At 70.8% G+C, this 21,653-nt stretch carries 19 protein-coding genes and 1 pseudogene; 8 read left to right on the forward strand and 12 right to left on the reverse strand.

Going from position 1 to position 21,653, the window contains the following annotated elements; translation table 11 throughout:
* Positions 1–311 precede the first annotated feature (311 nt).
* Complete coding sequence (locus BLU84_RS11640) at positions 312–1,964, reverse strand: serine hydrolase (protein WP_074866981.1); 1,653 nt, start codon at positions 1,962–1,964, stop codon at positions 312–314.
* 183 nt (positions 1,965–2,147) lie between these two features.
* Here BLU84_RS11640 and BLU84_RS11645 point away from each other — a divergent pair, with 183 nt between their 5' ends.
* On the forward strand, positions 2,148–3,473 hold the full coding sequence (locus BLU84_RS11645; RefSeq protein WP_074866982.1) for a TIGR03862 family flavoprotein: 1,326 nt from the start codon (positions 2,148–2,150) through the stop codon (positions 3,471–3,473).
* The gene (locus BLU84_RS26405) at positions 3,470–3,715 is read left to right on the forward strand and encodes a hypothetical protein (protein ID WP_139174939.1); all 246 of its coding nucleotides are present in this window, start codon (positions 3,470–3,472) and stop codon (positions 3,713–3,715) included. Before BLU84_RS11645 ends, BLU84_RS26405 begins: the two co-directional genes overlap by 4 nt.
* A gap of 39 nt (positions 3,716–3,754) precedes the next feature.
* Here BLU84_RS26405 and BLU84_RS11650 read toward each other — a convergent pair whose 3' ends face one another.
* Together BLU84_RS11650 and BLU84_RS11655 are read right to left on the reverse strand one after the other, a co-directional pair.
* On the reverse strand, positions 3,755–4,387 hold the full coding sequence (locus BLU84_RS11650; RefSeq protein ID WP_074866985.1) for a hypothetical protein: 633 nt from the start codon (positions 4,385–4,387) through the stop codon (positions 3,755–3,757).
* Positions 4,388–4,550: 163 nt separating this feature from the next.
* Complete coding sequence (locus tag BLU84_RS11655; RefSeq protein WP_074866987.1) at positions 4,551–5,291, reverse strand: sulfurtransferase; 741 nt, start codon at positions 5,289–5,291, stop codon at positions 4,551–4,553.
* A gap of 210 nt (positions 5,292–5,501) precedes the next feature.
* On the opposite strand from BLU84_RS11655, the gene BLU84_RS11660 reads away from it, so the two are divergent.
* Positions 5,502–5,813: an HPF/RaiA family ribosome-associated protein gene (locus BLU84_RS11660; RefSeq protein WP_074866991.1), complete on the forward strand. Its 312-nt coding sequence runs from the start codon at positions 5,502–5,504 to the stop codon at positions 5,811–5,813.
* Positions 5,814–6,230: 417 nt separating this feature from the next.
* Here the strand turns inward: BLU84_RS11660 and BLU84_RS28590 are convergent, their stop codons facing one another.
* The 5 genes and pseudogenes from BLU84_RS28590 to BLU84_RS11670 all read right to left on the reverse strand — a co-directional run bounded on the left by BLU84_RS28590 (position 6,231) and on the right by BLU84_RS11670 (position 14,230).
* On the reverse strand, positions 6,231–6,350 hold the full coding sequence (locus BLU84_RS28590; protein WP_425479362.1) for a hypothetical protein: 120 nt from the start codon (positions 6,348–6,350) through the stop codon (positions 6,231–6,233).
* 12 nt (positions 6,351–6,362) lie between these two features.
* Positions 6,363–6,479 (reverse strand): annotated as a pseudogene (locus BLU84_RS29020) (hypothetical protein); the annotation flags it as partial.
* A gap of 38 nt (positions 6,480–6,517) precedes the next feature.
* Positions 6,518–7,189, reverse strand: coding sequence for an HD domain-containing protein (locus BLU84_RS11665; RefSeq protein ID WP_233431123.1), 672 nt, complete (start codon positions 7,187–7,189; stop codon positions 6,518–6,520).
* 106 nt (positions 7,190–7,295) lie between these two features.
* The gene (locus BLU84_RS28595) at positions 7,296–7,517 is read right to left on the reverse strand and encodes a DUF6053 domain-containing protein (RefSeq protein ID WP_425479363.1); all 222 of its coding nucleotides are present in this window, start codon (positions 7,515–7,517) and stop codon (positions 7,296–7,298) included.
* Between the two features lie 89 nt (positions 7,518–7,606).
* Complete coding sequence (locus BLU84_RS11670; RefSeq protein ID WP_074866993.1) at positions 7,607–14,230, reverse strand: putative Ig domain-containing protein; 6,624 nt, start codon at positions 14,228–14,230, stop codon at positions 7,607–7,609.
* A gap of 399 nt (positions 14,231–14,629) precedes the next feature.
* On the opposite strand from BLU84_RS11670, the gene BLU84_RS11675 reads away from it, so the two are divergent.
* The 4 genes from BLU84_RS11675 to BLU84_RS11690 all read left to right on the forward strand — a co-directional run bounded on the left by BLU84_RS11675 (position 14,630) and on the right by BLU84_RS11690 (position 16,922).
* The gene (locus tag BLU84_RS11675) at positions 14,630–15,160 is read left to right on the forward strand and encodes a phage tail protein (protein ID WP_074866995.1); all 531 of its coding nucleotides are present in this window, start codon (positions 14,630–14,632) and stop codon (positions 15,158–15,160) included.
* A gap of 70 nt (positions 15,161–15,230) precedes the next feature.
* On the forward strand, positions 15,231–15,761 hold the full coding sequence (locus BLU84_RS11680) for a phage tail protein (RefSeq protein ID WP_074866997.1): 531 nt from the start codon (positions 15,231–15,233) through the stop codon (positions 15,759–15,761).
* A 65-nt stretch (positions 15,762–15,826) separates the two neighbouring features.
* Positions 15,827–16,357: a phage tail protein gene (locus BLU84_RS11685; RefSeq protein WP_074866998.1), complete on the forward strand. Its 531-nt coding sequence runs from the start codon at positions 15,827–15,829 to the stop codon at positions 16,355–16,357.
* A gap of 1 nt (position 16,358) precedes the next feature.
* Positions 16,359–16,922 (forward strand): GNAT family N-acetyltransferase, encoded by a 564-nt coding sequence (locus tag BLU84_RS11690; RefSeq protein ID WP_139174940.1) that lies wholly within the window; start codon positions 16,359–16,361, stop codon positions 16,920–16,922.
* 193 nt (positions 16,923–17,115) lie between these two features.
* On the opposite strand, the gene BLU84_RS11695 is transcribed toward BLU84_RS11690, so the two are convergent.
* The 4 genes from BLU84_RS11695 to soxR all read right to left on the reverse strand — a co-directional run bounded on the left by BLU84_RS11695 (position 17,116) and on the right by soxR (position 20,326).
* Positions 17,116–17,409 (reverse strand): DUF6916 family protein, encoded by a 294-nt coding sequence (locus BLU84_RS11695; protein WP_074867000.1) that lies wholly within the window; start codon positions 17,407–17,409, stop codon positions 17,116–17,118.
* 742 nt (positions 17,410–18,151) lie between these two features.
* Positions 18,152–18,718: an Ig-like domain-containing protein gene (locus tag BLU84_RS11700; RefSeq protein ID WP_139174941.1), complete on the reverse strand. Its 567-nt coding sequence runs from the start codon at positions 18,716–18,718 to the stop codon at positions 18,152–18,154.
* Positions 18,719–19,079: 361 nt separating this feature from the next.
* Positions 19,080–19,589: a DUF1993 domain-containing protein gene (locus tag BLU84_RS11705; protein ID WP_074867004.1), complete on the reverse strand. Its 510-nt coding sequence runs from the start codon at positions 19,587–19,589 to the stop codon at positions 19,080–19,082.
* A gap of 254 nt (positions 19,590–19,843) precedes the next feature.
* Positions 19,844–20,326: a redox-sensitive transcriptional activator SoxR gene (gene soxR, locus BLU84_RS11710; protein WP_139174987.1), complete on the reverse strand. Its 483-nt coding sequence runs from the start codon at positions 20,324–20,326 to the stop codon at positions 19,844–19,846.
* Between the two features lie 140 nt (positions 20,327–20,466).
* Between soxR and BLU84_RS11715 the strand changes: the two genes are divergently transcribed.
* Complete coding sequence (locus BLU84_RS11715) at positions 20,467–21,462, forward strand: NADP-dependent oxidoreductase (protein WP_211664528.1); 996 nt, start codon at positions 20,467–20,469, stop codon at positions 21,460–21,462.
* Positions 21,463–21,653 lie beyond the last annotated feature (191 nt).

Consider the following 21,653-nt stretch of genomic DNA (forward strand, 5'->3'; position numbering starts at 1 on the left):
AATGAAACCTCCCGAGATGCGCGCCCCTACCTACCGTCATCCCCGCGAAGGCGGGGATCCAGGGCTTCATCGCGACACAACCCACAAGCCCCTGAAACCGCAAGCGACGGCCGCGCGCGACCCCGCGAAGGTGGCCCCGCACCGCGTAGCGCCGCGGTGCGGGGCCGGAAGTGGCTTAGCGGTCACGGTACCGCGTCGCCACGAGCATGGCGCCGTCACCTGGAGAAATGCCGGCGCTGAGACTGGAAGCCAGTCTCAGCTAGTAACGCCGGCAGCGCCCGCTCCCCCTACCCCGCGATCGCACGCGGCGTTCAATGCGCCTTGACGGCGCCGTCGGCCTCGCCCTTGGCCACCGGCGTCAGCCGCAGGTCCTGGAAGTCGAAGCTGAAATCGGTCAGCGGCGAAATCGCCTCCATGCGCAGCTCGCGCACCTTGCCGTCCGGGGTCAGGGCGAAGTTGAGGAAGGCGTCGGCGTTGAGCCAGCGCTGGTCCCAGCGCACGATGAAAGTGTCGTGCTGCCAATGGCTGAGCTCGCCGGTCAGATCCTTGGTCCGGCCGAAGCGCACCCGCAGCTTGGCGCCGGTCTGTTCGACGACCACATCGCCGTACCACGGGTCGCGGTAAGTGCCGGCGTAGCCCGACAGCGGCAGCGAAGGCTTGGACTTGGCGTCGCGCGCCTTGAGGTGCTTGGCCCAGTCGTCGTCGGCCTTGCCGCGGTTCTTGGCCAGCGCCGCGGCATAGGCGGCGTTCCAATCGGTCTTGGGCGCGGCCAGGAACGCGTCGAGCGCGCGCATCGTCACCGCCTGAAACGCGCCGCCGAGTTCGGCATTGGTCAGCACCACCACGCCGAGCTTGCGCGCCGGCACCAGGGTCACCCGCGAGACCATGCCCGGCCAGCCGCCGGTATGCCAGACCAACTTCTCGCCGCGGTAATCGGTGAGCTGCCAGCCCTCGCCATAACCGGCGAAATTGGGCTTGGCCGGCGCCAGCTCCGGCACCGCCGGCTCGGCGATCGGCATCGGCGTCACCACCGACCACATCTCGCGCTGGCGCTTGGCGCTGAACAAGCGCTGCTCCTTCTCGCCGTCGCGCGCGTACACGCCGCCGTCGAGCTGCACCCGCATCCACTTGCTCATGTCGTGCACCGACGAATACAGCCCGCCGGCGCCGGCCACGTTCGACCAGGTCATGCGCGGGGCGACCTGCAGGTCCTTGAAATCGGCCTTGGCGTGGCCGCTGGCGACCTTGTCGCCGGCGCGCAGGGCATCGGCGTTGTAGCGGGTCTCGTCCATGCCCAGCGGCTTGAAGATGCGCTGGGCGAGGAAGTCGCTGTAGCTCTGCCCGCTGGCCTTCTCCACCACCAGTTGGGCCACGCCGTAGAGGATGTTGTCGTAGGCGTACTGGCCGCGGAAGCCGCCGGATAGCGGCACGTGGGCCAGGCGCCGGGCCACTTCTTCGTTGCTGTAGTCGGTGCCCGGCCAGTACAGCAGGTCGCCCGCGCCCAGGCCCAGGCCGCTGCGATGGGCGAGCAGGTCGCGCAGGCGCATCTCCTGGGTCACGTAGGCGTCGGCCATGCGGAACCACGGCAGGTGGTCGATCACCCGGTCGTCCAGGCTCAGCTTGCCCTGGTCGGCCAGCATCGACAGCGAGGCGGCGGTGAAGGCCTTGGTGTTGGAGGCGATCGCGAACAAGGTGTGGGCGTCGACCGGCTCGGGCTTGCCGATCTCGCGCAGGCCGTAGCCGCGCTCGAGCACGATGCGGCCGTCCTGGACGATGGCCACGGCGATGCCCGGCACCTCGAACTGTTTGCGCACCGCTTCGACGTAGGCGTCGAAATCCTGCAACTGCTCCGGCAGCGGCGGCGCGGCCGTCGGCGCGGCGGCGGGCGCCTGCGCGCACGCGCCGGCGGCGCTCAGGCTGATCAGCAGTCCGGCGCCTTGCGCCTTCCAGTCGTTGGCTCGCATCGGTAGTCCTGGCGATTCTGAAAGCTCAGGACTGTGGCGCAAGCGGCGAGGCGGCGCCAGAGCCGGCGGCCATGCCTGCGGCGGCCGCCGTCGCCCGGCCCGGACGCGCCGCACCCGGCCGCGACGGCGCAGCGGGCATAATGCGCGCCCGCTCGCCCGCCCTTCGCCGCCCGCCTTCGCCCCATGTCCGCGCCCCACTCCGCCCTGTCCCTGCCCGAAACCCTCCCCGCCCTGGCCATCGTCGGCGGCGGCCCCGCCGGGCTGATGGCCGCGCAGGCCGCGCGCGCGCTCGGCGTGCAGGTCGATCTGTTCGAGGCCAAGGGCTCGGTCGGGCGCAAGTTCCTGATCGCCGGCAAGGGCGGGCTCAACCTCACCCACGGCGAAGCGCGGCCGGCGTTCGACGCGCGCTACGGCGAACGCGCCGCGCAGATCGCGCGCTGGCTCGACCGCTTCGACGCCGACGCGCTGCGCGAATGGGCGCGCGGCTTCGGCGTGGAGACCTATGTCGGCAGCTCCGGCCGGGTGTTCCCGCTGGACCGCAAGGCCGCGCCGCTGCTGCGCGGCTGGGTGCGGCGGCTGCGCGAGGATGGCGTGCGTTTCCACGTCCAGCACCGCTGCATCGGGATCGACGCCGACGGCACGCTGCGCTTCGCCACGCCCGAGGGCGAGGTCCGCACCCGCGCGCGCGCCTGCGTGTTCGCGCTCGGCGGCGGCAGTTGGCCGGAGCTGGGTTCCGACGGCGCCTGGGTCGAATGGCTGCGCGAACGCGGCCTCGACATCGCCGCGCTGCAACCGTCCAACTGCGGCTTCGACATCGGCTGGAGCGAGCACTTCGCCCAGCGCCACGCCGGCGCGCCGCTCAAGCCGGTGGTCGCGCACTGGCGCGAAGGCGATGTCGAGCGCTCGCTGCAGGGCGAATGCGTGGCCACCGCGACCGGCATCGAGGGCAGCCTGATCTATGCGCTGTCGGCGCGGCTGCGCGAGGCCATCGCCGCGGATGGCGAAGCGTTGCTGCACCTGGACCTCGCGCCGGGCCGCGAACTCGAACGCCTGCAGCGCGACTTCGCCCGCCCGCGCGGCGGCCGCAGCGTCGGCGAGCACCTGCGCCGGCAGACCGGGCTGGACGCGGTCAAGGCCGCGCTGGTGTTCGAAGCACTGGGCAAGGACGGTTTGAACGACGCCGCCACGGTGGCGCGCACGATCAAGCGCCTGCCGCTGCGGCTGCTGCGCGCGCGGCCGATCGCCGAAGCGATCAGCAGCGCCGGCGGCGTGCGGCTGGAGGCGCTGGACGATTCGTTGCGTGCCAAGGCGCCAGACGCTTCGCTACCCGCCAAGACGTCGGACGCTTCGCTGCACGCCGGCGCATCGGCGCCGCCGTTGTTCTTCGCCGGCGAAATGCTGGACTGGGAGGCGCCGACCGGCGGCTATCTGCTGACCGCGTGCTTCGCCAGCGGTTTGATCGCGGGCGAGGCGGCGGCGCGGGCGGTGTTGGACGGCGCGGTGGAGTGAAGCGTCGAAGCGCGGTCTTCAGCGCGCTTGCCTTCATCCCTGTCATCGGCTCCAACATCGTCATTCCGGCGAAAGCCGGAATCCATTTCGCTGTCGCTTCGGCCGCCGACGGTCGAGCGAAGGCACAGCCAAGATCAAAATGGATTCCGGCTTTCGCCGGAATGACGAACGTGCAGGTTTCAATGACGAACGTGCAGGCTCCAATGACGAACGTGCAGGTTTCGCCGCGACAACAGCGCTGACGGCGACGCCGTCGATCAGCGCGCCAAGCGCCGCAGCGCTTACGACGTCGCCTTCTCCGGCAACGCCTTGCCCATGTAGAACATCGACGCGCACAGGCCCACGCCTTGCGCGCTGGCGGCCGGCAGGTCGCTGCCCTGCAGCGCGATCAGCTTGATCACATCGCCGCTGCCTTCGCTGATCTTGGCCAGGGCGATGAAGCCGGTCGGCTGGGCGCCGCAGAACGAATTGGCCGGGGTTTGCTTGGGCGGGGTCTGCTCGATCACGCGGCGCAGCTCGACCGCCTGGCTGGCCTCGACCTGCATGGTCGCGCCATACGTCTGCCCGGCGCTGTACTGGTCGCCGCCGCGCACGATCGCGACCCGCTCGGTCTTGTACAGCGAACCGTTCTCGCCCTTCATCTCCAGATCGTCGATGGTGAGCTTGCCGGTGGTCGCCTGGGCCACCGGATTGCCGGGCTCGAAGGTGCCCAGCGCGACCGGGGTCAGCATCGGCGGCGAGGCGCGCGAGACCGGCTCGGCGTCCGGATCCGGCACGGCCTTGGGCGGCGCCGGCGCGGCAGCGGTGGTTTCCTGCGGGGCAGCGGTGTTGACCGGCGCGCTCTGGCTGCACGCGGCCATCGCCAGGGCGGCGCTCGCGAGCAGGCACACAGCGGGGAACAGGCGTCGGTTCATCGGGAATCCTCGTAACGAATAAGGCCGGCGGCGGCTGCGCCGCGGCGGCGTCCATGGCGATGGCGGGGGACGGCGCGGGGCCGGTCCATCGCGAACGCGCAGCCTAACCGCAGGCCGCGTTTGCCCGGGTTAACGATTTGTAATGAATGGCAAAAAAAGCCAATCAGGCGGCAGCGTCATGCAAAGGCCGCAGCTGCGGGTCGAGCGCGACGCGCTCGTCGAACACGAAGCAGCCGCCGTCGTAGTGGCGCGCGCCGACGCGTTCGAAGTAACCCAGGATCCCGCCATCGAGCTGGAGCAGGTTGTCCATGCCGTCCGCGCGCAGCCAAAGCGCGGCTTTTTCGCAGCGGATGCCGCCGGTGCAGAAGCTCACCACGGTGGCGTCGCGCAGTTCCTCGCGGTGCGGGGCGAGCGCTTCGGGCAGTTCGGTGAAGTTGTCGATCGGCAGGGTCAGCGCGTTTTCGAAACTGCCGTAGCCGATCTCTTCGCGGTTGCGCGTATCCAGCAGCACCACGCGCTGGCCGGCGTCGTCGTGGCCCTGGTCGAGCCAGCGCGCCAATGTGTCGGGCGTCACACTGGGTGCGCGGCCGTGCAGCGGCGAGCCGCCGTCGCGGCGGAACGCGATGATCTCGCGCTTCAGCTTGACCTTGAGCCGGGCGAAGGGCTGAACGCGGCTGTGGCTGTACTTGGCGGTGAGCCCGGCCAGGCGCGGATCGGTGCGCAATTCGTCGAGCAAGGCGTCGATGGCCGGCGCGGCGCCGGCCAGGAACAGGTTGATGCCTTCCGGCGCGACCAGCGCGGTGCCGCGCAGTTGCAGGGCTTCGGCGCGCTCGCGCAAGCGCGCGGCCAGCGTGGGCGGGTCGTCGATGACGGCGAAATGGTAAGCGGCGATGTTGACGACCATGCCGCCATTGTACCGCCCCGCCCCGCGAGTGATCCCACACCCTGACATGGCCCGGCTGGGCCGAAGCTGAACGCAACGAGAACCTTCCACGCAGGCGCCGGTCGGAACTTGTGCGTGGCCGACAAGCCGACCGAACAGCGGCGGACCGCGCAGACGCCGGGCAAGGGCCCGCGCGTCGACCCGACATCTGCGCCACAAGGAGGCGTTTGCATGAAGATCCAGCTCAACACCGACCACCATGTCCGCGGCGACGAATCGCTGGGCCAGCACGTGGAAGGCGTGATCGACCAGAACCTGGGACGTTTCAGCAGCCACATCACCCGCGTCGAAGTGCATCTGCGCGACCTCAACGGCGAGAAGGCCGGCGGCCACGACAAGCACTGCACGATCGAGGCGCGGGTGGAAGGCCGCCCGCCGGTGGCGGCGACCGAGGACGCGGCGACCATGCGCGCGGCCATCAGCGGCGCGGCGCGCAAGCTGCAGCGGGTGCTGGGCAGTTCGCTGGGACGATTGTCGGCTTGAGCTCGACGGCGGCGGCGCTGCGGCGCCGTCGCTTGCGAATCCACAACGCCGCGGCACGACGCACCAGGCGCCGCCGCGGCGCTCCCCTCCCCCATCGCGGCGGCACTGCCGCCCTCAGTTCCCGTCACAGCGGCGCAAGCGCCGCGCTCGACCACCGCGACGGCGCGGCTTGCCGTCTTGTTTCCACCGCAATGGCGATTCGGAGGCGCCTGTTCCTATCGCGACTGATCCAGCGGTACCGCGGCGCGAACGCGCCGCACATTCGACGACAGCGGCGGCCCGGGCCGCCGTTCCCCTCCACCGCCACGGCGGCCGCGCACAGCGGCCGCCGTTTTTTGTGGGAGGGGCTTCAGCCCCGAAGTTTTCCGGTCCGGTTGCGATGGAGATTCCGGCAACCTGAGCCGAGAGCGTCGGGGCTCAAGCCCCTCCCACAAGAGCGAAGGCAACGTCCACGCGTTGCTCGGCTTTTGTGGGAGGGGCTTCAGCCCCGATGCTTTCCGGTCCGGTCGCGATGAGGATTCCGGCAACCTGAGCCAAGAGCGTCGGGGCTCAAGCCCCTCCCACAAGAGCGAAGGCAACGTCCACGCGTTGCTCGGCTTTTGTGGGAGGGGCTTCAGCCCCGACGCTTTCCGGTCCGGTCGCGATGAGCATTCCGGCCATCTGAGCCGAGAGCCTCGAGGCTCAAGCCCCTCCCACAAGAGCGCTCAGCGCTTGGTGGTCACCGCGCGCCGCAGGTTGTTGCGCGCTGCGGCGTCGTAGCGCTGATGGAAGAAATCGCTGAGGAAGATCCGCTCGCGCTTGAGCAGGGCCTTGAGGAAGCGCCGCCGGTTGAGCCGGAACAACGGGCCGGGCACGTGGCCGCGGTATTCGGAGGCGATGCCGCGGTCGTAGGCGTCGAACACCGCCGGTTCGGTGCCGAGGATGGCCATGTCGCCGTCCAGGAACAGCCGCACCTGCTCGCCGACGTCGTCGCGGGCGATGGCGCCGTGGCGCGCGGTCAGTTCGATCAGTTCGGCGACGAACTCCGCATCGATGCCCGCATCCGGCAGCCAGCGCGCGATGTGCTCGCGCGCGAGTTGGGCCGAGCGCGCTTCGTTGTCGCGGCGCCCGGCCTGGTAGATCGCGTCGTGATAAAGCACCGCCAGCGCGACCTCGCGCGGCCGCTCCCAGCCCGGTCCGGCGGCGACGTCCGCGTAATGGCGCAGCACTTCGGCGACGTGGCCGATGTTGTGGTACGCGCGCGGCGGCGCGGCGTAGGCGGCCTGCAGCGCGGCGAGCTGTTCGGCCGGCAACGGCAGCGGCAACAGTTCGAGCGAGGCCTCGCCGAGGCGGTCTTTGGCGGCGCTGGCGAAAGCGGGCGTGGCGGAGTCGGACATCGCGGCGGAATCGCTGGGGGACTGCGCCCATCTTGGCACTTCCGCTGCCGCCGCGCGGCGCGAGCGAGTGCGCCGCCCGGGCCGGCTTTTTTTTGTGGGAGGGGCTTCAGCCCCGATGCCCTTCGGTCCGGTCGCGATGAGGATTCCGGCAATCCCCTCCCACAACAGCGAAGGCAACGACCTCACATCGCTCGGCTTTTGTGGGAGGGGCTTGAGCCCCGAGGCTTTTCTCTCGGGCAAGCAGGGAGTTATCGGCGATCTGAGAAGAAAGCGTCGGGGCTGAAGCCCCTCCCACAGCGAAGCCCTCCCACCGCGAAGCCGCTCCCACCGCGAAGCCCCTCCCACAGCATGGCCGAACCGCGCGCAAAAAACGGCGGGCGCCCGAAGGCGCCCGCCGCTGCTTGCATCCCGCTTCGATCAGTACTTCTTTTCGACGTTGATCATGAAGCTGTTGTCGTCGTCGTTGCCGCTGCCGAACAGGCCGCGGTACTCCAGTCGCAGCGCCCAGTCGCGCTCGGTCTGCAGCACCGCGCCCAGGCCGAACACGAAGCGGTTGCGGTCCAGGCCCTGCAGGCGGGCGCGGTAGAACGGGCCGCCGACCATGTCGGCGTAGCTCATGATCGCGTAGCTCGCATCCTGGAAGTCGTGCTGGTATTCCAGCCGCACCTGCGGCGAGAACGTGCCCCAGCGCACCGGGTAACGCCAATCCAGACGCAGGCCCAGGCTGGTGGTGGTGGTGTCGACGTCCTGGTCGCGGTACTTCAGCACGTACTGCGCGTCGCCGCTCTCGGTGTAGCCGTCGAGGGTGGCGCGGGCCACGTCCAGGCGCGCGTACGGGGTGATCCGCACTTGCTCGCGCTGGTACTCAAGGCCGGTGGACACCGAAGCGAACCACTGGTTGCCGTCGCGACGGCCGTTGACCATGCCGCCGGTGTCGGTGACGTAGCGGCGCGAATCGAACGACAGCCACTGGTAACCGAGCAAGCCGTCCAGGTAGAAGCTCTCGCCCGGATGGTAGCTGGCGTACAGCACCGCGCTGTAGCTCTCGCCCTTGCTGCGGCTGCCGCGGGTGCCCACGTCGGTGTCGTCGCGGCCGTAGCCGATGCCGCCGCCGAAGGCGAAGTCGCGGCGCACGCGGTAGTCGGCGCCCAGGCTGATGCCGCTGGTCTTGAAGTCCAGCCCGCCCGAACCGCCGCCGCGGCCGTCGCGGTTGCCGCTTTCGATGGTGCCGCCGGTCCACAAGCCGTACTGCGGGCCGGTGCCTTCCACTCGCGGCTTGCCTTCGGCCGCGGCCTGCTCGTCGGCGAGGTCCGGGTTGCGGCAATCGCTGCCCGGGGTGCGGCTCGCGCCGTCGCGGCAACGCGGGTCGACCGAGAAGCTCAGGCCGTTGTCGAAGCGCGAACCGCCGGTGCCGCCGTCGTGCAGGCCTTCCATGCGCTTTTGGAAGTTGCCGATCTGGGCGCTGGCGAAGCGGCGCGCGGCCTCGGCCTGGGCGTTGAGGATGCCCAGCACCTCGGCGTCCTTGGACGGATCGCTGCGCGGCGCCACGTCGATCTCCACCGTCGCCGGCGCCGAGGTCGCATACGCATTGCTCAGGGTGAAGGTCGCCACCGCCACGCCGGAGTAACCGATCACCGGGGTGTAGCTGAGCTTGTAGCTGCCGTTGGCGGCGCTGACCGTGGCCGTGCCCGAGGTGGCCGGGGTCAGCGAGACCAGGGCCGCGCCGGTGAACGGGCCGCCGCGCGCGTCCTGGGTCAGGTCGACCGTGACCGTGGCGCCGGCGACGGTGCGCACGCGCTTGGGCGTGGCCACCGGCACCGGGTTGACGGTGATGGTCGAGGTGATCGGCGCCGACGGGCCGAACGGGTTGTTGAGGGTGTAGGTCAGCGCGATCGCGCCGGCGGTGTCGGCCGCGGGCGTGTACAGGATCTGCGTGGTGCCCTGCACCACCGCGGTGCCCGAGCTCGGCGGCGTCAGCAGGGTCACGCCGGTGAACGGCGCGCCGCTGGCGCCGTTGGCGGCGTCGATGGTGACCGCCTGGGTCGACAGCGTGGTCACGTTCTGCGGCTGGCCCACCGGCACCGGCAGCGCGTTGACCGTCACCGTCACCGTGGCCGGCGCGGAGGTGCCGCCCGGGCCGCTCGCGGTGTAGGTGAAGGTATCGGTGCCGAAGTAGTTGCTGGCCGGGGTGTAGACCACGTTGGTGCCGCTGGCGGTGGCGGTGCCGTGGGTCGGCGCCGAGGCCACCGCGACCGCGGTGATGATGCCGGTGTCGTTGGCGATCACGTTGATGGTGACCGGCTGGTTCGACATCGTGCTGGCGCTGTCGTTGACCGCCACCGGCACCGCGTCGGCGACGACGATGGTGTACGGCACCGTGGTGTTGTAGCCGGCGTCGTCGGTGGAGCGGATGTTGGCGGTGTAGCTGCCGGCGGTGGTCGGGGTGCCGCTGATCGCGCCGGCCGAGCTGAGGGCCAGACCGACCGGCAGGTTGCCCGAGGCGATCGCGTAGGTGTACGGCGCGATGCCGCCGCTGCTGCTCAGGCTCTGGTTGTAGGCGGTGCCGACCACGCCGCCGGGCAGGGTCGCCGGCGTGATGACCACGGTCGCCGGGGCGATGGCGAAGGTGTAGATCTTCGACGCGGTCTGGCCGTTGCTGTCGCTGGCGCGGATGGTCACGCTGAAATTGCCGTCGCTGCGCGGGATGCCCGACACCGCGCCGGCCGTGTTCAGGCTCACGCCGATCGGCAAGGCGCCGGCCAGGACCGAGAACGTGTACGGCGCGACGCCGCCGGTGGCGCTGAAGTTCGCGCTGTAGGCGACCGCGGCGGTGCCGTTGGGCAACGACGGCGGATCGATCGCGATGCTCGGCACGGCGACCACGATGGTGTAGCTCTGGTCGATCCGGAACGGCGCGCCGGCGCCGGTGCTCGAATCGAGCGCGCGCACGGTGATGTTGTAGTTGCCCGGCACCGTCGGCGTGCCCGCCAGCACGCCGGCCGAACTCAGGGTCACGCCCACCGGCAGCGAGCCGGCGGCGAGGCTGAAGCTGTACGGCGCGGTGCCGCCGGCCGCGGCGAAGTTGATGCTGGTGGCGACGCCGTAGTTCATCGGCAGGTTGCCGGCGGCCGGGGTCATCGACAGGGTCGGCGCGCCGATGGTCAGCGGGAACAGCTGGCCGACGGTGAACGGCCCGTTGCCGGTGCTGGAATCGCGCGCGCTGGCGGTCAGGTTGAAGGTGCCGGCGGCGGTCGGCGTGCCCGAGATGGTCACGCTGTCGTTGCCGGTGGCGGTGACGCTCACGCCCGGCGGCAGGCTGCTGACGTTGTAGTTGGTGTACGGCGCGGTGCCGCCCGACCAGGTGAAGGTCTGGGTGTAGGCGGTACCGACCTGCCCGGTCAGCGGGCCGGAGGTGGCGATGGTGATGCTTGGGTCGGTCACGTTCACCGTCACCACCGCCGGCGTCGAAGTGCCGGCGACGTTGGTCGCGGTGTAGGTGAAGGTATCCGGGCCGGAGTAGCCGGCGGCAGGCTGGTAAGTGATCGAGGTGCCGCTGGCGACGGCGGTGCCGTGCGCCGGCGCGGCGGCGACCGCGACCGAGGCCGGGATGCCGCCGGTGATGTTGAGCGTCACCGGATTGGCGCCGCTGCCGTAGGCGACGGTGACGCTGACCGGATTGGCCACCGGCTTGATGTCGTCGACCACCAGCGCGTAGCTCTGCGGCGCCGAGCTGTACGGGCCGCTGCCGGTGCTGGAGTCGGTCGCCACGACGCTGAAGTTGAACGTGCCCGGCGCGTTGGCGGTGCCGCTCAGCGCGCCGGCCGTGCTCAGCGTGATGCCCGCCGGCAGGCTGCCGGAGGAGATCGCGTAGCGGTACGGCGAAGTGCCGCCGCTGGCCGGATTGAGGCTGGCGCTATAGGCCGAGGCCACCGTGGCATGCGCCAGCGTGGTCGGCGGCAGCACGATGGTCGAGGCGGCGATGGTCAGCGTATAGGCGCGCGAGCCGGTGTACGGGCCGCTGCCGGTGCTCGAATCGGTCGCGGTGACGGTGAAGTTGAAGGTGCCGCCCGCGGTCGGCGTGCCGCTGACGACGCCGCCGGCGCTCAGGCTCAGCCCGGCCGGCAGGCTGCCGGCGGTGATCGCGAAGCTGTAGCCCGGGGTGCCGCCGCTGGCGGTGATCGTCTGGCTGTAGGCCTGGGCGATCCCGCCGTTGGGCAGCGTGGCCGGCGCCACGGACACGGTCGCGGCGCTGACGGTGAAGATGTAGGCACGGTTGCCGGTCTGGCCGTGCGCGTCGGTGGCGATCACCATGAAATTGAAGCTGCCGCCCGCCGTCGGCGTGCCGCTGAGGGTGCCGTCGCTGGCCATGCTCAGGCCCGGCGGCGCGCTGCCGGCCGGGATCGCGAAGGTGTACGGCGCGATGCCGCCGCTGGCGCTGACGCTGGCGGTGTAGGCGGCGCCGACCTGTGCGCCCGGCAGGGTCGGCGGCGCCACCACGATGCTCGGCGCGGCGACTTGCAGCACGTAGTTCTGGGTGCGCGCGAACGGCGCGCCGGCGCCGGTGGAGCTGTCGCGTGCGCGCACCGAGAAGGTGAACAAGCCGGTGACCGTCGGCGTGCCCGACAGCACGCCGGTGACGGCGTCCAGGCTCAGCCCGGCCGGCAGCGCGCCGGCGCTGACCGTGTAGTTGTACGGCGCGGTGCCGCCGCCGGCGACGTAGGTCTGGCTGTAAGCCGTGCCGTAGGTCGCCGACAACGTGCCCGCGGCCGGGGTCAGGGTCAGGGTCGGCGCCGACACCGACAGGGTGAAGGCCTGGCCGACGGTGAACGGACCGTTGCCGGTGCTCGCGTCGGTGGCGCTGGCGTTGAGCGTGAACGACCCGGCCGCGCTCGGCGTGCCGGACACGGTCACGCTGTTGGCGCTCTGGCCGGTGATGCTCAGGCCCGCCGGCAGGCCGGTGACGGCGTAGCCGGTGAAGGGCTGGGCGCCGCCGTTCCAGGTGAAGGTCTGGGTGTAGGCCGCACCGATCTGGGCGGTCAGCGGACCCGACGCGGTCACGGTGATGGTCGGGTTGCCGACCGTGATCGTCACCGTCGCCGGCGCCGAGGTGCCGGCGGTGTTGGTGGCGGTGTAGGTGAAGCTGTCGGGGCCGGCGTAGCCCGCGGTGGGCTGGTAGGTCACCGTCAGGCCCGTGGCGATCGCGGTGCCGTGCAAGGGCGCGGTGCCGATCGCGACCGACGCCGGAATGCCGCCGGTGATGTTGAGCGTGATCGGATTGGCGCCGCTGTTGTAGGCCACCGTCGCCGAGACCGCATTGGCCACCGGCGGGATGTTGATGACCTGCAGCGCGTAACCGCGCGGCGCCGAGCTGTACGGACCGCTGCCGGTGCTGGAGTCGGTGGCGGTAACGGCGAAGTTGAACGTGCCCGAGGCGGTCGGCGTACCGCTCAGCGCGCCGCTGGCGGCGTTGAGCGTCACCCCCGCCGGCAAGGCGCCGGCGGTGATCGCATAGGTGTACGGCGAGGTGCCGCCGCTGGCGGGATTGAGCGTGGCGCTGTAGGCCACGCCCTGGGTGGCGTTGGCCAGCGTGGTCGCCGGCAGGTTCACCGTCGGCGGCGCGATCACCAAGGCATAGGCGCGCGAACCGGTGTGCGGCGCGCCGGCGCCAGTGCTGGTGCCGGTCGCGGTGACGGTGAAGTTGAAGGTGCCGCCCGCGGTCGGGGTGCCGGCCAGGACGCCGCTGCTGGCGTTCAAGCTCACGCCGGCCGGCAGCGCGCCGGCGGTGACCGCGTAGGTGTACGGGCCGATGCCGCCGGACGCGGTGATGGTCTGGTTGTACGCGGCCGCGACGGTGCCGTTGGGCAAGGTGGGCGGCGCGATCACGATCACCGGCGGCGCCACCGTCAGGGTGTAGGCGCGGGTGCCGGGGAAGTTGGTCGCGTCGGTCGCGCGCACGGTGAAGTTGAAGGTACCGGCCGCGGTCGGCGTGCCGGTCAGCGCGCCGGTGGTGGTGTTGAGGGTCAGCCCGGCCGGCAGCGCGCCGGCGGAAATGGAGAAGGTGTACGGCGCGGTGCCGCCGCTGCCGGTGAAGGTCTGGTTGTAGGCGACGCCGACGGTGGCGCCGGGGATGGTGGCCGGATTGACCACGATCGTCGGCGGCTCGAGCACGGTGCCGGTGTAGGTGCGGGTGCGGAACGCGACCGCCGGCACGCCCGGGCCGGGCAGGCTGGAGTCGGTGGACTTGATGGTGACGCTATAGGCGCCCGACACGGTCGGCGTACCGACGATCGCGCCGCCGCTCAGGCTCAGGCCGGCCGGCAATGCGCCGGTTTCGATCGCGTAGTTGTACGGCCCGTAGCCGCCGCTGCCGGTCAGGGCGATGTTGTAGCTGCCGGTGCGGTACAGGGTCGGCAGCGCCGCCGGGGTGAAGTCGTGCGGATCGTTGGGGATCGCGATGGTGTACGACTTGACCGTGGTCAACGGCGTCGGCGAGGTCGAGTCGGTGATCGAGACCTGGACCGGGAAGTTGCCGCGCTGGCGGACCGTGCCGGAGAACGTCGCGGTCGCGGGGCTGAAGGTCAGCCCGGTCGGCAGGGTGCCGACGTTCTGCACATAGGTATAGGGCGCGACGCCGCCGGTGGCGCTGAGCGCCTGGCTGTAGGGCACCCCGAGGGTCGGCGTGATCGTCGCCGGACTGACCGTGATCGGGCTGACCGCCGGCGAGATGGTGACGTTGACCGTGACCACGCCGCCGACGCCGTCGCCGAAGGTGAAGGTGTCGGTGAGGGCCGAGTCGCCGTTATGGGTGTAGGTGACCTTGTCGGTGCTCTGGTTGACCGTCACGTTGCCGTGCGCCGGCGGAGCGATCAACGTGCCGATGCCGAAGCCGATCGGCGGCGGGCCGCCGTCGCAGGCGTCGGCATCGAGGATCGCGGTGCCGCCGTTGGCGACCGCCAGGGTCATGACCGGGCACCGGATCGATGGCGCGGCCACCGCCGCGGCCGACCACAGCCCGGCCAGGACGATCAGAATCGCTGCCAACCCGCGTCGCCAGGTGCTGGCTCCGGCCGAATGTCCCCTGCGCGAGACGTGCGAAACGCCCGCAAACCGCGCCGACTGCTGTTGCATGTTGTTATCCCCTGACCCCCGGCCGGCGCGCCTCGTGCGCGAATCCGCCAGGGTTGTGCCCGTGAGCGAAGCTGGTCGCGTGTGCCATTGACCCCTGGCACACCCCTTTCATTGACCTGATACGCAAATCGAACGCAAAAGCGGCCGCATCCGGCCCCGCTTCTCGTTAATCGAGGTCATGGCGCTGATGCGCCATGCCCGAACCTGGCCGGACCGGCCCGCCCGCCGTGCGCGGACGGGGCGTGCGGCCGAGGCTCCGGGCACGCAGTCCCGGTGCGCGCACGGCGCCCGGTTACACCTCTGGGGGAAGAGATGACAGAAGTATTCTTGGGGCAGATCACCACCTTCGGCTTTCAGTTCGCGCCGAAGTATTTCGCCTTTTGCAACGGGCAGCTCCTTCCGATCGCGCAGAACCAGGCGCTGTTCTCGTTGCTGGGCACCCAGTACGGCGGCAACGGCACCACCAACTTCGCCCTGCCCGACCTGCGCAGTCGCACGCCGGTGGGGGCCGGCAGTTCGGTCGATCCGGGCTGGAACCCGACGCCCTACAACCAGGGCGAAACCGGCGGCGTCGAGAACGTGACCCTGCTGTCGACGCAGATGCCCAGCCACAACCATATCTTCGGCGGCAACTCGACCGCCGCCGACAACCGCAACCCGACCGGGATGTACTTCGGCACCACGACCAAAGAGATGTACTCCACCACCGGCGGGGCCCAGGTGCCGCTGAGCCCGGCCACCATCGGCATGTCCGGCAACACCCAGCCGCACGCCAATGTGCAGCCGTATCTGGCGATCAACTTCTGCATCGCCCTGAGCGGCGTCTACCCCTCGCGCAACTGACTCGCGAACGAGCGTCCGGCCGCATCGCGGCCCCTCCTGTGCGTTTCATTACTTTTCTGGAGCATCTCTCATGAGTCAGCCATACCTGGGCGAGATCCGCCTGTTCGGCTTCGGCCGCGTGCCGCAAGGCTGGTTTACCTGCAACGGCCAGTTGGTCTCGATCGCCGAGAACGAAGCGTTGTTCATGCTGCTGGGCACGACCTACGGCGGCGACGGCGTCACCACCTTCGGCGTACCCGACCTGCAGGGCCGGGTGCCGGTCCACCAAGGTCAGGGGCCGGGCCTGAGCAATTACCTGCTCGGCCAGCGCGCCGGCACCGAATCGGTCACCTTGAACGGCCTGCAATTGCCGCAGCACACCCACACTCTGGTCGCGACCACGTTGACCGCTACCGCCAAGACGCCGGCGCCGACGCTGGAGCTGGGCGCGCTCAACGGCGACGTGCTCTACGTCACCGACACCAGCGGCGCGACGGCGTTCGCCGCCGATGCCCGCTCGGTGAGCTCGGTCGGCAGCACCCAGCCGCACGAGAACCAGATGCCGACGCTGACCGTGCAGTACTGCATCGCGCAATACGGCGTGTTCCCGTCGCAAAGCTGACCCATTCGCACCCAGGCCCGCGCCGGCGACCACGCTGCGACGGGCCGCAGATCGAGGACATACCCATGACCGAACCCTTCATCGGCCAAATCCAGATTTTCGGTTTCAACTTCGCGCCCCGCGACTGGGCCGTGTGCAACGGCGTGACCATGCCGATCCAGCAGAACACCGCGCTGTTCTCGCTGCTGGGCACCCAGTACGGCGGCAACGGGCAGACCACGTTCCAGTTGCCCAACTTCATCAATCGCGCCGCCACCCAGCAGGGCCAGGGGCCGGGGCTGACCCGGCACGCCATCGGCGAGCCCTACGGCGTCAATGCGGTCACCCTGAGCACCCTGGAGATGCCGGCGCACAGCCACTCGCTGAACGTCTACAACCAGCCCACCGACAGCAAGAAGGCGGCCTCGCCCTCGACCGGCAACTCGCTGGGTTCGCCGAGCATGAGCGCCTTCGTCGCCGGCACCGCGGCCAACGCGCCGTTCGCGCCGACCGTGCTGCAGCCGGCCGGCGGCGGCCAGCCGCACGAGAACCGCCAGCCGTATCTGGCGATGAACTTCTGCATCGCCTTGCGCGGCGTGTTCCCGGCGTTCAACTGACATGCAAGCCATGCTCTCGGCTGCGCCGTCGCTGGCGTTCCCGCCGCCGCGCGACGGCCACCTGGACCTTCCCGCGCCCCTGGAGGGGCGCGGGATCGGCCTGCGCCCGGCGACCGACGCCGACATCGGCTGGCTGCGCGCGCTGTTCCGGCAGCTGCGCGCGCACGAGTTCGCGCCGATGGGCTGGCCGCCGCAGGCGCTGGCCGCCTTCCTCGACCAGCAGTTCGCGATGCAGCACCTGCACTACACCCGCCATTACGAACGCGGCGAGTTCCTGGTGGTCGAACGCGACGGCGCGCCGGTCGGCCGCATCTACCTGCAACGCAGCGCGCCGGAGCATCTGTTGATCGACATCACCCTGGACCCGCACGCGCGCGGCGCCGGCCTTGGCAGCGCGCTGATCCGCTGGGCGCAGGACGAAGCGCACGCGCGCGGGCGCGGCATGCGCCTGCATGTGGAACACGGAAATCACGGCGCGCGCCGCTTGTACGAACGGCTCGGCTTCGCCGTAGCCGACACCTTGCCGACGCATTCGCTGATGCGCTGGGAAGCGGATATGCGTTGAGCGACGGGGCGGATCGCCGCGACCACGCCGGCTGATCGGCTTCCCCCTGTAGGAACGGCGCGAGCCGCGACCGCGACAACCCAACCATTGCGCCAGTGTCGGCGTAGTTGGGTTGTCGCGGTCGCGGCTCGCGCCGCTCCTACAAAGGGCTGCCGCTACGTCGTCTACGGCACTGGGTGCGCCGCGCGCGGACTCAGTTGAACACGGCCTGGTAGAGAAACCCCTCGCGCTCGCGCGCGACCGGGACCAGGAAGATGCCGACCTCGCCGATCGAGCCGTGGCGCATCATGTACATCTGCTGCGGGAACAGGAACGCCGAGCCATTGCGGAACAACAGCGAAAACGGCACCCGCGCCGCCATCGGCTGCGGCTGGGTGCTCAGCGCGCGCGCCTCGACCAGCACGAACGGCACTTCGCCGTCGTTGATCTGCGCGGCGTAGGTTTCGTTCACGTACGGAGCGAAGTGATCGAGCGTCAACAGATCCATCGATGCGGGCCTCCCCAAAGCCGAGGCCGCATCCTCCCCGCGACGGCGCGCGGATGCAAGCCCCGGCGAAGGCGGAGCTCGTCCGGCCGACCGGCGGCGGCGCGCGCCGGGTCGCCCGATGCGTGAGCGGCGTCGCAGCGCTGCGCCGCAGCTCGGTAAACGGATCGGGCCCGCAGCCCGCGCAGCGCGGCCGCAACGGCGGCAACTGGCGCGAGGGCTGCAGGCCCGCTGCATTCGGATGTGTGCGGCTCTGCGCCCATCGTCCGGCCCCGACCGCCGCGCCGCGCCCAGAGCGGCGCGACGGCCGGAGCCGCCGATGTCGCGGGCGTCCCTGCCCGCTCGGCTTCCATCACTGACGAGGATGAAAGACGTCCTGTTCCCGGTGTCGCGTTGCGGCGCGGCGCGAACAGATCGCGATCGCGCGCAGAAAATGTCGGCCCGTACCGGCCGCGACGGCGCAGATCGATGCGTCTGCGCACGCCGCGGCCGGCCGATGCCAGGGGACTGCCGCCGTCGCCGCGCCCGGCGACGACTGCGCACGCGCCCGGCCGGGCCGTCACCACGACGAGACGGCCGGCGGAGCGTCCGCGCCAGCGCGCGAGGCGCCGGCGACGACGGCAGCGGCTCGCGCGCCTGGCGCCGGGAGCCGTCCCCTACCCCGCACCTGCGGGATCCTGCGGGCGCCGCCGCGCTGCGCGGCGACGCCGAAAACCCGAAGCGCCGCAGCGCGCTCGCGCGGCGCCTACAAAGCCGCGGCGGCCGTCGCCGGCAGGCTGCGCGCGCCGATCGCGGTCACCGCGACCACCGCCTCGGCGCTCGCGCCGCCGGCCTGCACCCGATAGGTGTAGGTGTCCACGCCGGCGAAGCCCGGATCCGGCCGGTAGGTCGCGCGATCGCGTTCGATCGTGACCCGCCCGTGGCGCGGCGCCTGGGCCAGGCTGTAGCGCAGCGGCGCGCCGCTGCCGACCGCGCCGCGCAGCACGATGGTCGAGTCCTTGCCGTCGACGCTGTGGGTGACCACATCGCCCGCGCGCAGCGGTTCGAAGCGGCGCAAGCGCGCCAGTTCGCGCGCGATCGGCGCCAGCGCCGCGTCGCGATCGCGCGGCATCAGCGCGCGCTGAAAACGCGCGCGGTCGGCGTCGCGTTCGGCCGCCTCCAGGCGCGCCTGCTCCGAGGCGGCCGAAACGACCTGACTGAGGGAAAGACCGAGCAGCCCATCCTTCGATTGCGGGGCACCGATCGCGCCCGCTCCCAGCGCCAACAGCGCCAGGCTCAACGCGAGGGGCCCCTGGATACTCTTGTACGGCATGCCAACTCCTTCTGGTGGTGTCGAGTACGCAGACTCCGGACCGCGCATCCTTGCGCGCCGCGCCATCGCGAACGCGTTCCTGGCTGGGTCCGGACCCGTTCGCGAACGCCTGCCGCCAACGGGAAGACATCATCGCAATCGCACGTCGCACAGGCCGAGACCGGGCGCGAACGCGGTCGAAAAAAATGTGGTTGCGACGAGATTTTTTCGTCGCTCGCGTGACTGCGGATCGCGCCGTTTCGAAGTCGCTATCCAGGCGGCTTGCGCGCTGCATCGCCGCGTTCGCGCAAGCAAAGAAAAAGCCCGCCGAAGCGGGCTTTTTTGCAACACGGCGCAGCGGCGCTAACCGCTGCGCGCAGCCTCAGTACTGACCCATGAAATCGCGCTTGCCGATCTCCAGGCCGTTGCTGCGCAAGATCGCGTAAGCGGTGGTGGCGTGGAAGAAGAACTGCGGCAGGCCGTAACGCAGCAGATAGTCGTGGCCGCCGAAGCGGCGCTCCTTCGGCGTACCCGCGCGCAGCACGATCTCGCGCTCGGCCGCGCCTTCGAACAGCGCCGGTTCCAGGCCGTCGAGGAAGGTGCGGGTCTTGGCGATCAGCGCCTGCAGTTCCTCGAAGCTGCGCTCGCTGTCGTCGTAGACCGGCACTGGCACGTCGGCCAGGCGCGCGCCGATGCCCTTGGCGAAATCGCAGGCGATCTGCACCTGGCGCAGCAGCGGGAACATGTCGGGGAACAACCGCGCCTGCAGATAGGCGTCGGCGTCGATCTTGCGTTCGCTGGCGTGGGCTTCGGCGCGGGCGAGGATCGTGGCCAGGCTGCCGAGCAGCTGTTGCAGCACCGGGACGCTGGCGGAGTACATCGAAACGGTCATGGCGGAACCGAGGTGGGGGACAAGCGCCTATGGTACGGGGTGCGCGGCCGGCGGGCACAAAAGCGTCGGGCCTGAAGGCCCTCCCACAACAGCCGAAGCCCTCTGGCTTGAAGGCCTTGCCACAACTGCCGAAGCGTTTGGGCTTGAAGGCCTTGCCACCAAAGCCGAGGCCGCCGCGCAAGCGCGCGCGATTCAGGCCGCTGTTGTGGGAGGGCCTTCAGGCCCGACGCTTTGCGCTCGGCTCGCCGCCGACTTCACTCCCGCGTCCGCTTCCCGCCGCGCTTGCCGCGGCTCTCGCGCAGCGCCGTCGCCCAACGCTGCGCGCCGGTGCCCTGGTCGCCCAGCGCGTCTTCGGGATTGGCCAACCGGCAACGATCCAGCGACAAACAGCCGCAGCCGATGCACTGATCCAGGGTGTCGCGCATCAAGGTCAGGTGGGCGATGCGCTGCTCCAGCTCGTCCTTCCACGCCGCCGACAGCCGGGTCCAGTCGGCGCGGGTCGGCACGCGCGAATCGGGCAGCGTGTCCAGCGCTTCGCGGATCGTCGCCAGCGGCATGCCGACGCGCTGGGCGACCCGGATCACCGCGATCCGGCGCAAGGTGTCGCGGCTGTAGCGGCGCTGGTTGCCGGCCGTGCGCACGCTGTGGATCAGGCCCTTGGCCTCGTAGAAATGCAACGCCGAAACCGCCACGCCGGAGCGCTCGGCCACCTGCCCCACGCTCAATTCCATCGCCACGCTCATGCCTCGTCTCGCTTCGGGCCCTGGGGTGCGGCGATACGCCGCGCGAACTTTCGCGCACAAACCGCTCGCGACCTCTTGACCTCAACTTAAGTCCAGGTTCTATGCTGCGCTTCGTCTCTTCAAGGCGTCAAGTCATGGCCTCGCAGCGCAGCGGCATGCCCGCGAACGATTCCCCGCCACCCTCCCCCCGGGTCAAGGCGGTCGTGTTCGACCGCTACGGCGCGGCCGAAGTGCTGCGCGCGATCGACCTGCCGATGCCGCAGGCCGGCCCCGGCGAAATCCGCGTGCGGGTGCGCGCGGCCGGGGTGCGGCCCAGCGACATCGCCTTGCGCAGCGGCTTGAGCGCGCGCGCCCAAGGCGGCGCGCGCGCGCGCTTTCCGCACCGACTCGGCAACGAATTCGCCGGCGTGGTCGACCAGATCGGCGCCGGCGTCGCCGAGTTCGCCGTCGGCGACGAAGTGATGGGCTGGGCCGCGGCGATGAGCTACGCCGAAGCGCTGACCGTGCCGGCCACCCAGGCCGTGCACAAGCCGCACACCATGACCTGGGCGGTGGCCGGCGCGCTGCCGTCGACCGGCCAGACCGCGCACGCCGCGCTGCGCCAGCTCGGCGTCGGCGCCGGCCAGACCGTGCTGATCCACGGCGCCGCCGGCGCGCTGGGCTGCGTGGCGGTGCAGTTGGCGGTGGCCTGGGGCGCGCGCGTGATCGGCACCGCCGCCGCAGCCGACCACGACTATCTGCGCAGCCTCGGCGCGCAGCCAGTGAACGACGACAACACCGGCGTCGAACAGGTACGGGCGTTGGCGCCGCACGGCGTGGACGCGCTGTTCGATGCCTGCGGCCAGGACGATTTCGCGCCGTGGCTGGCGCTGGCCGCACCGCAGCGCGCGCTAAGCCTGTCGCCCCGCTACGGCCTGGCCGAACTGCGCAGCGCGCGCAGCCGCGAGCGCCTGGCCGAACTGGTGACGATGCACCAGCGCCACGGCCTGCTGGTGCCGGTGCGCGAGATGTTCCCGCTGACCCGCGCCGCCGAAGCGCACCGCGCGGTCGAGCGCGGCCCGGCGCGCGGCAGGGTGGTGTTGATGGTCTACGAAGCCATGCCGCTGGCGCTGCTGAGGCTCAGCGCGTGAGCGAACGCAACAGCGACCCGGCGCAGCCGCACGCGCGGACGTTGTCGGGAGAGCCTTCGGAACCGATGGGCCATGTGATCGGGTCGCAGGGCGACGGCGCCGAAGGTTCTCCCCACAATCTCCGCGACGCGCCGCCTGGCGCGGACGTTTCCATCCCGGTCCCCGACGAACCCATGCTGGCGCAGCGGAGC

Origin of the sequence: Lysobacter enzymogenes (genome assembly GCF_900106525.1) — a bacterium.
In the GTDB taxonomy this organism is placed as follows: Bacteria; Pseudomonadota; Gammaproteobacteria; order Xanthomonadales; family Xanthomonadaceae; genus Lysobacter; species Lysobacter enzymogenes.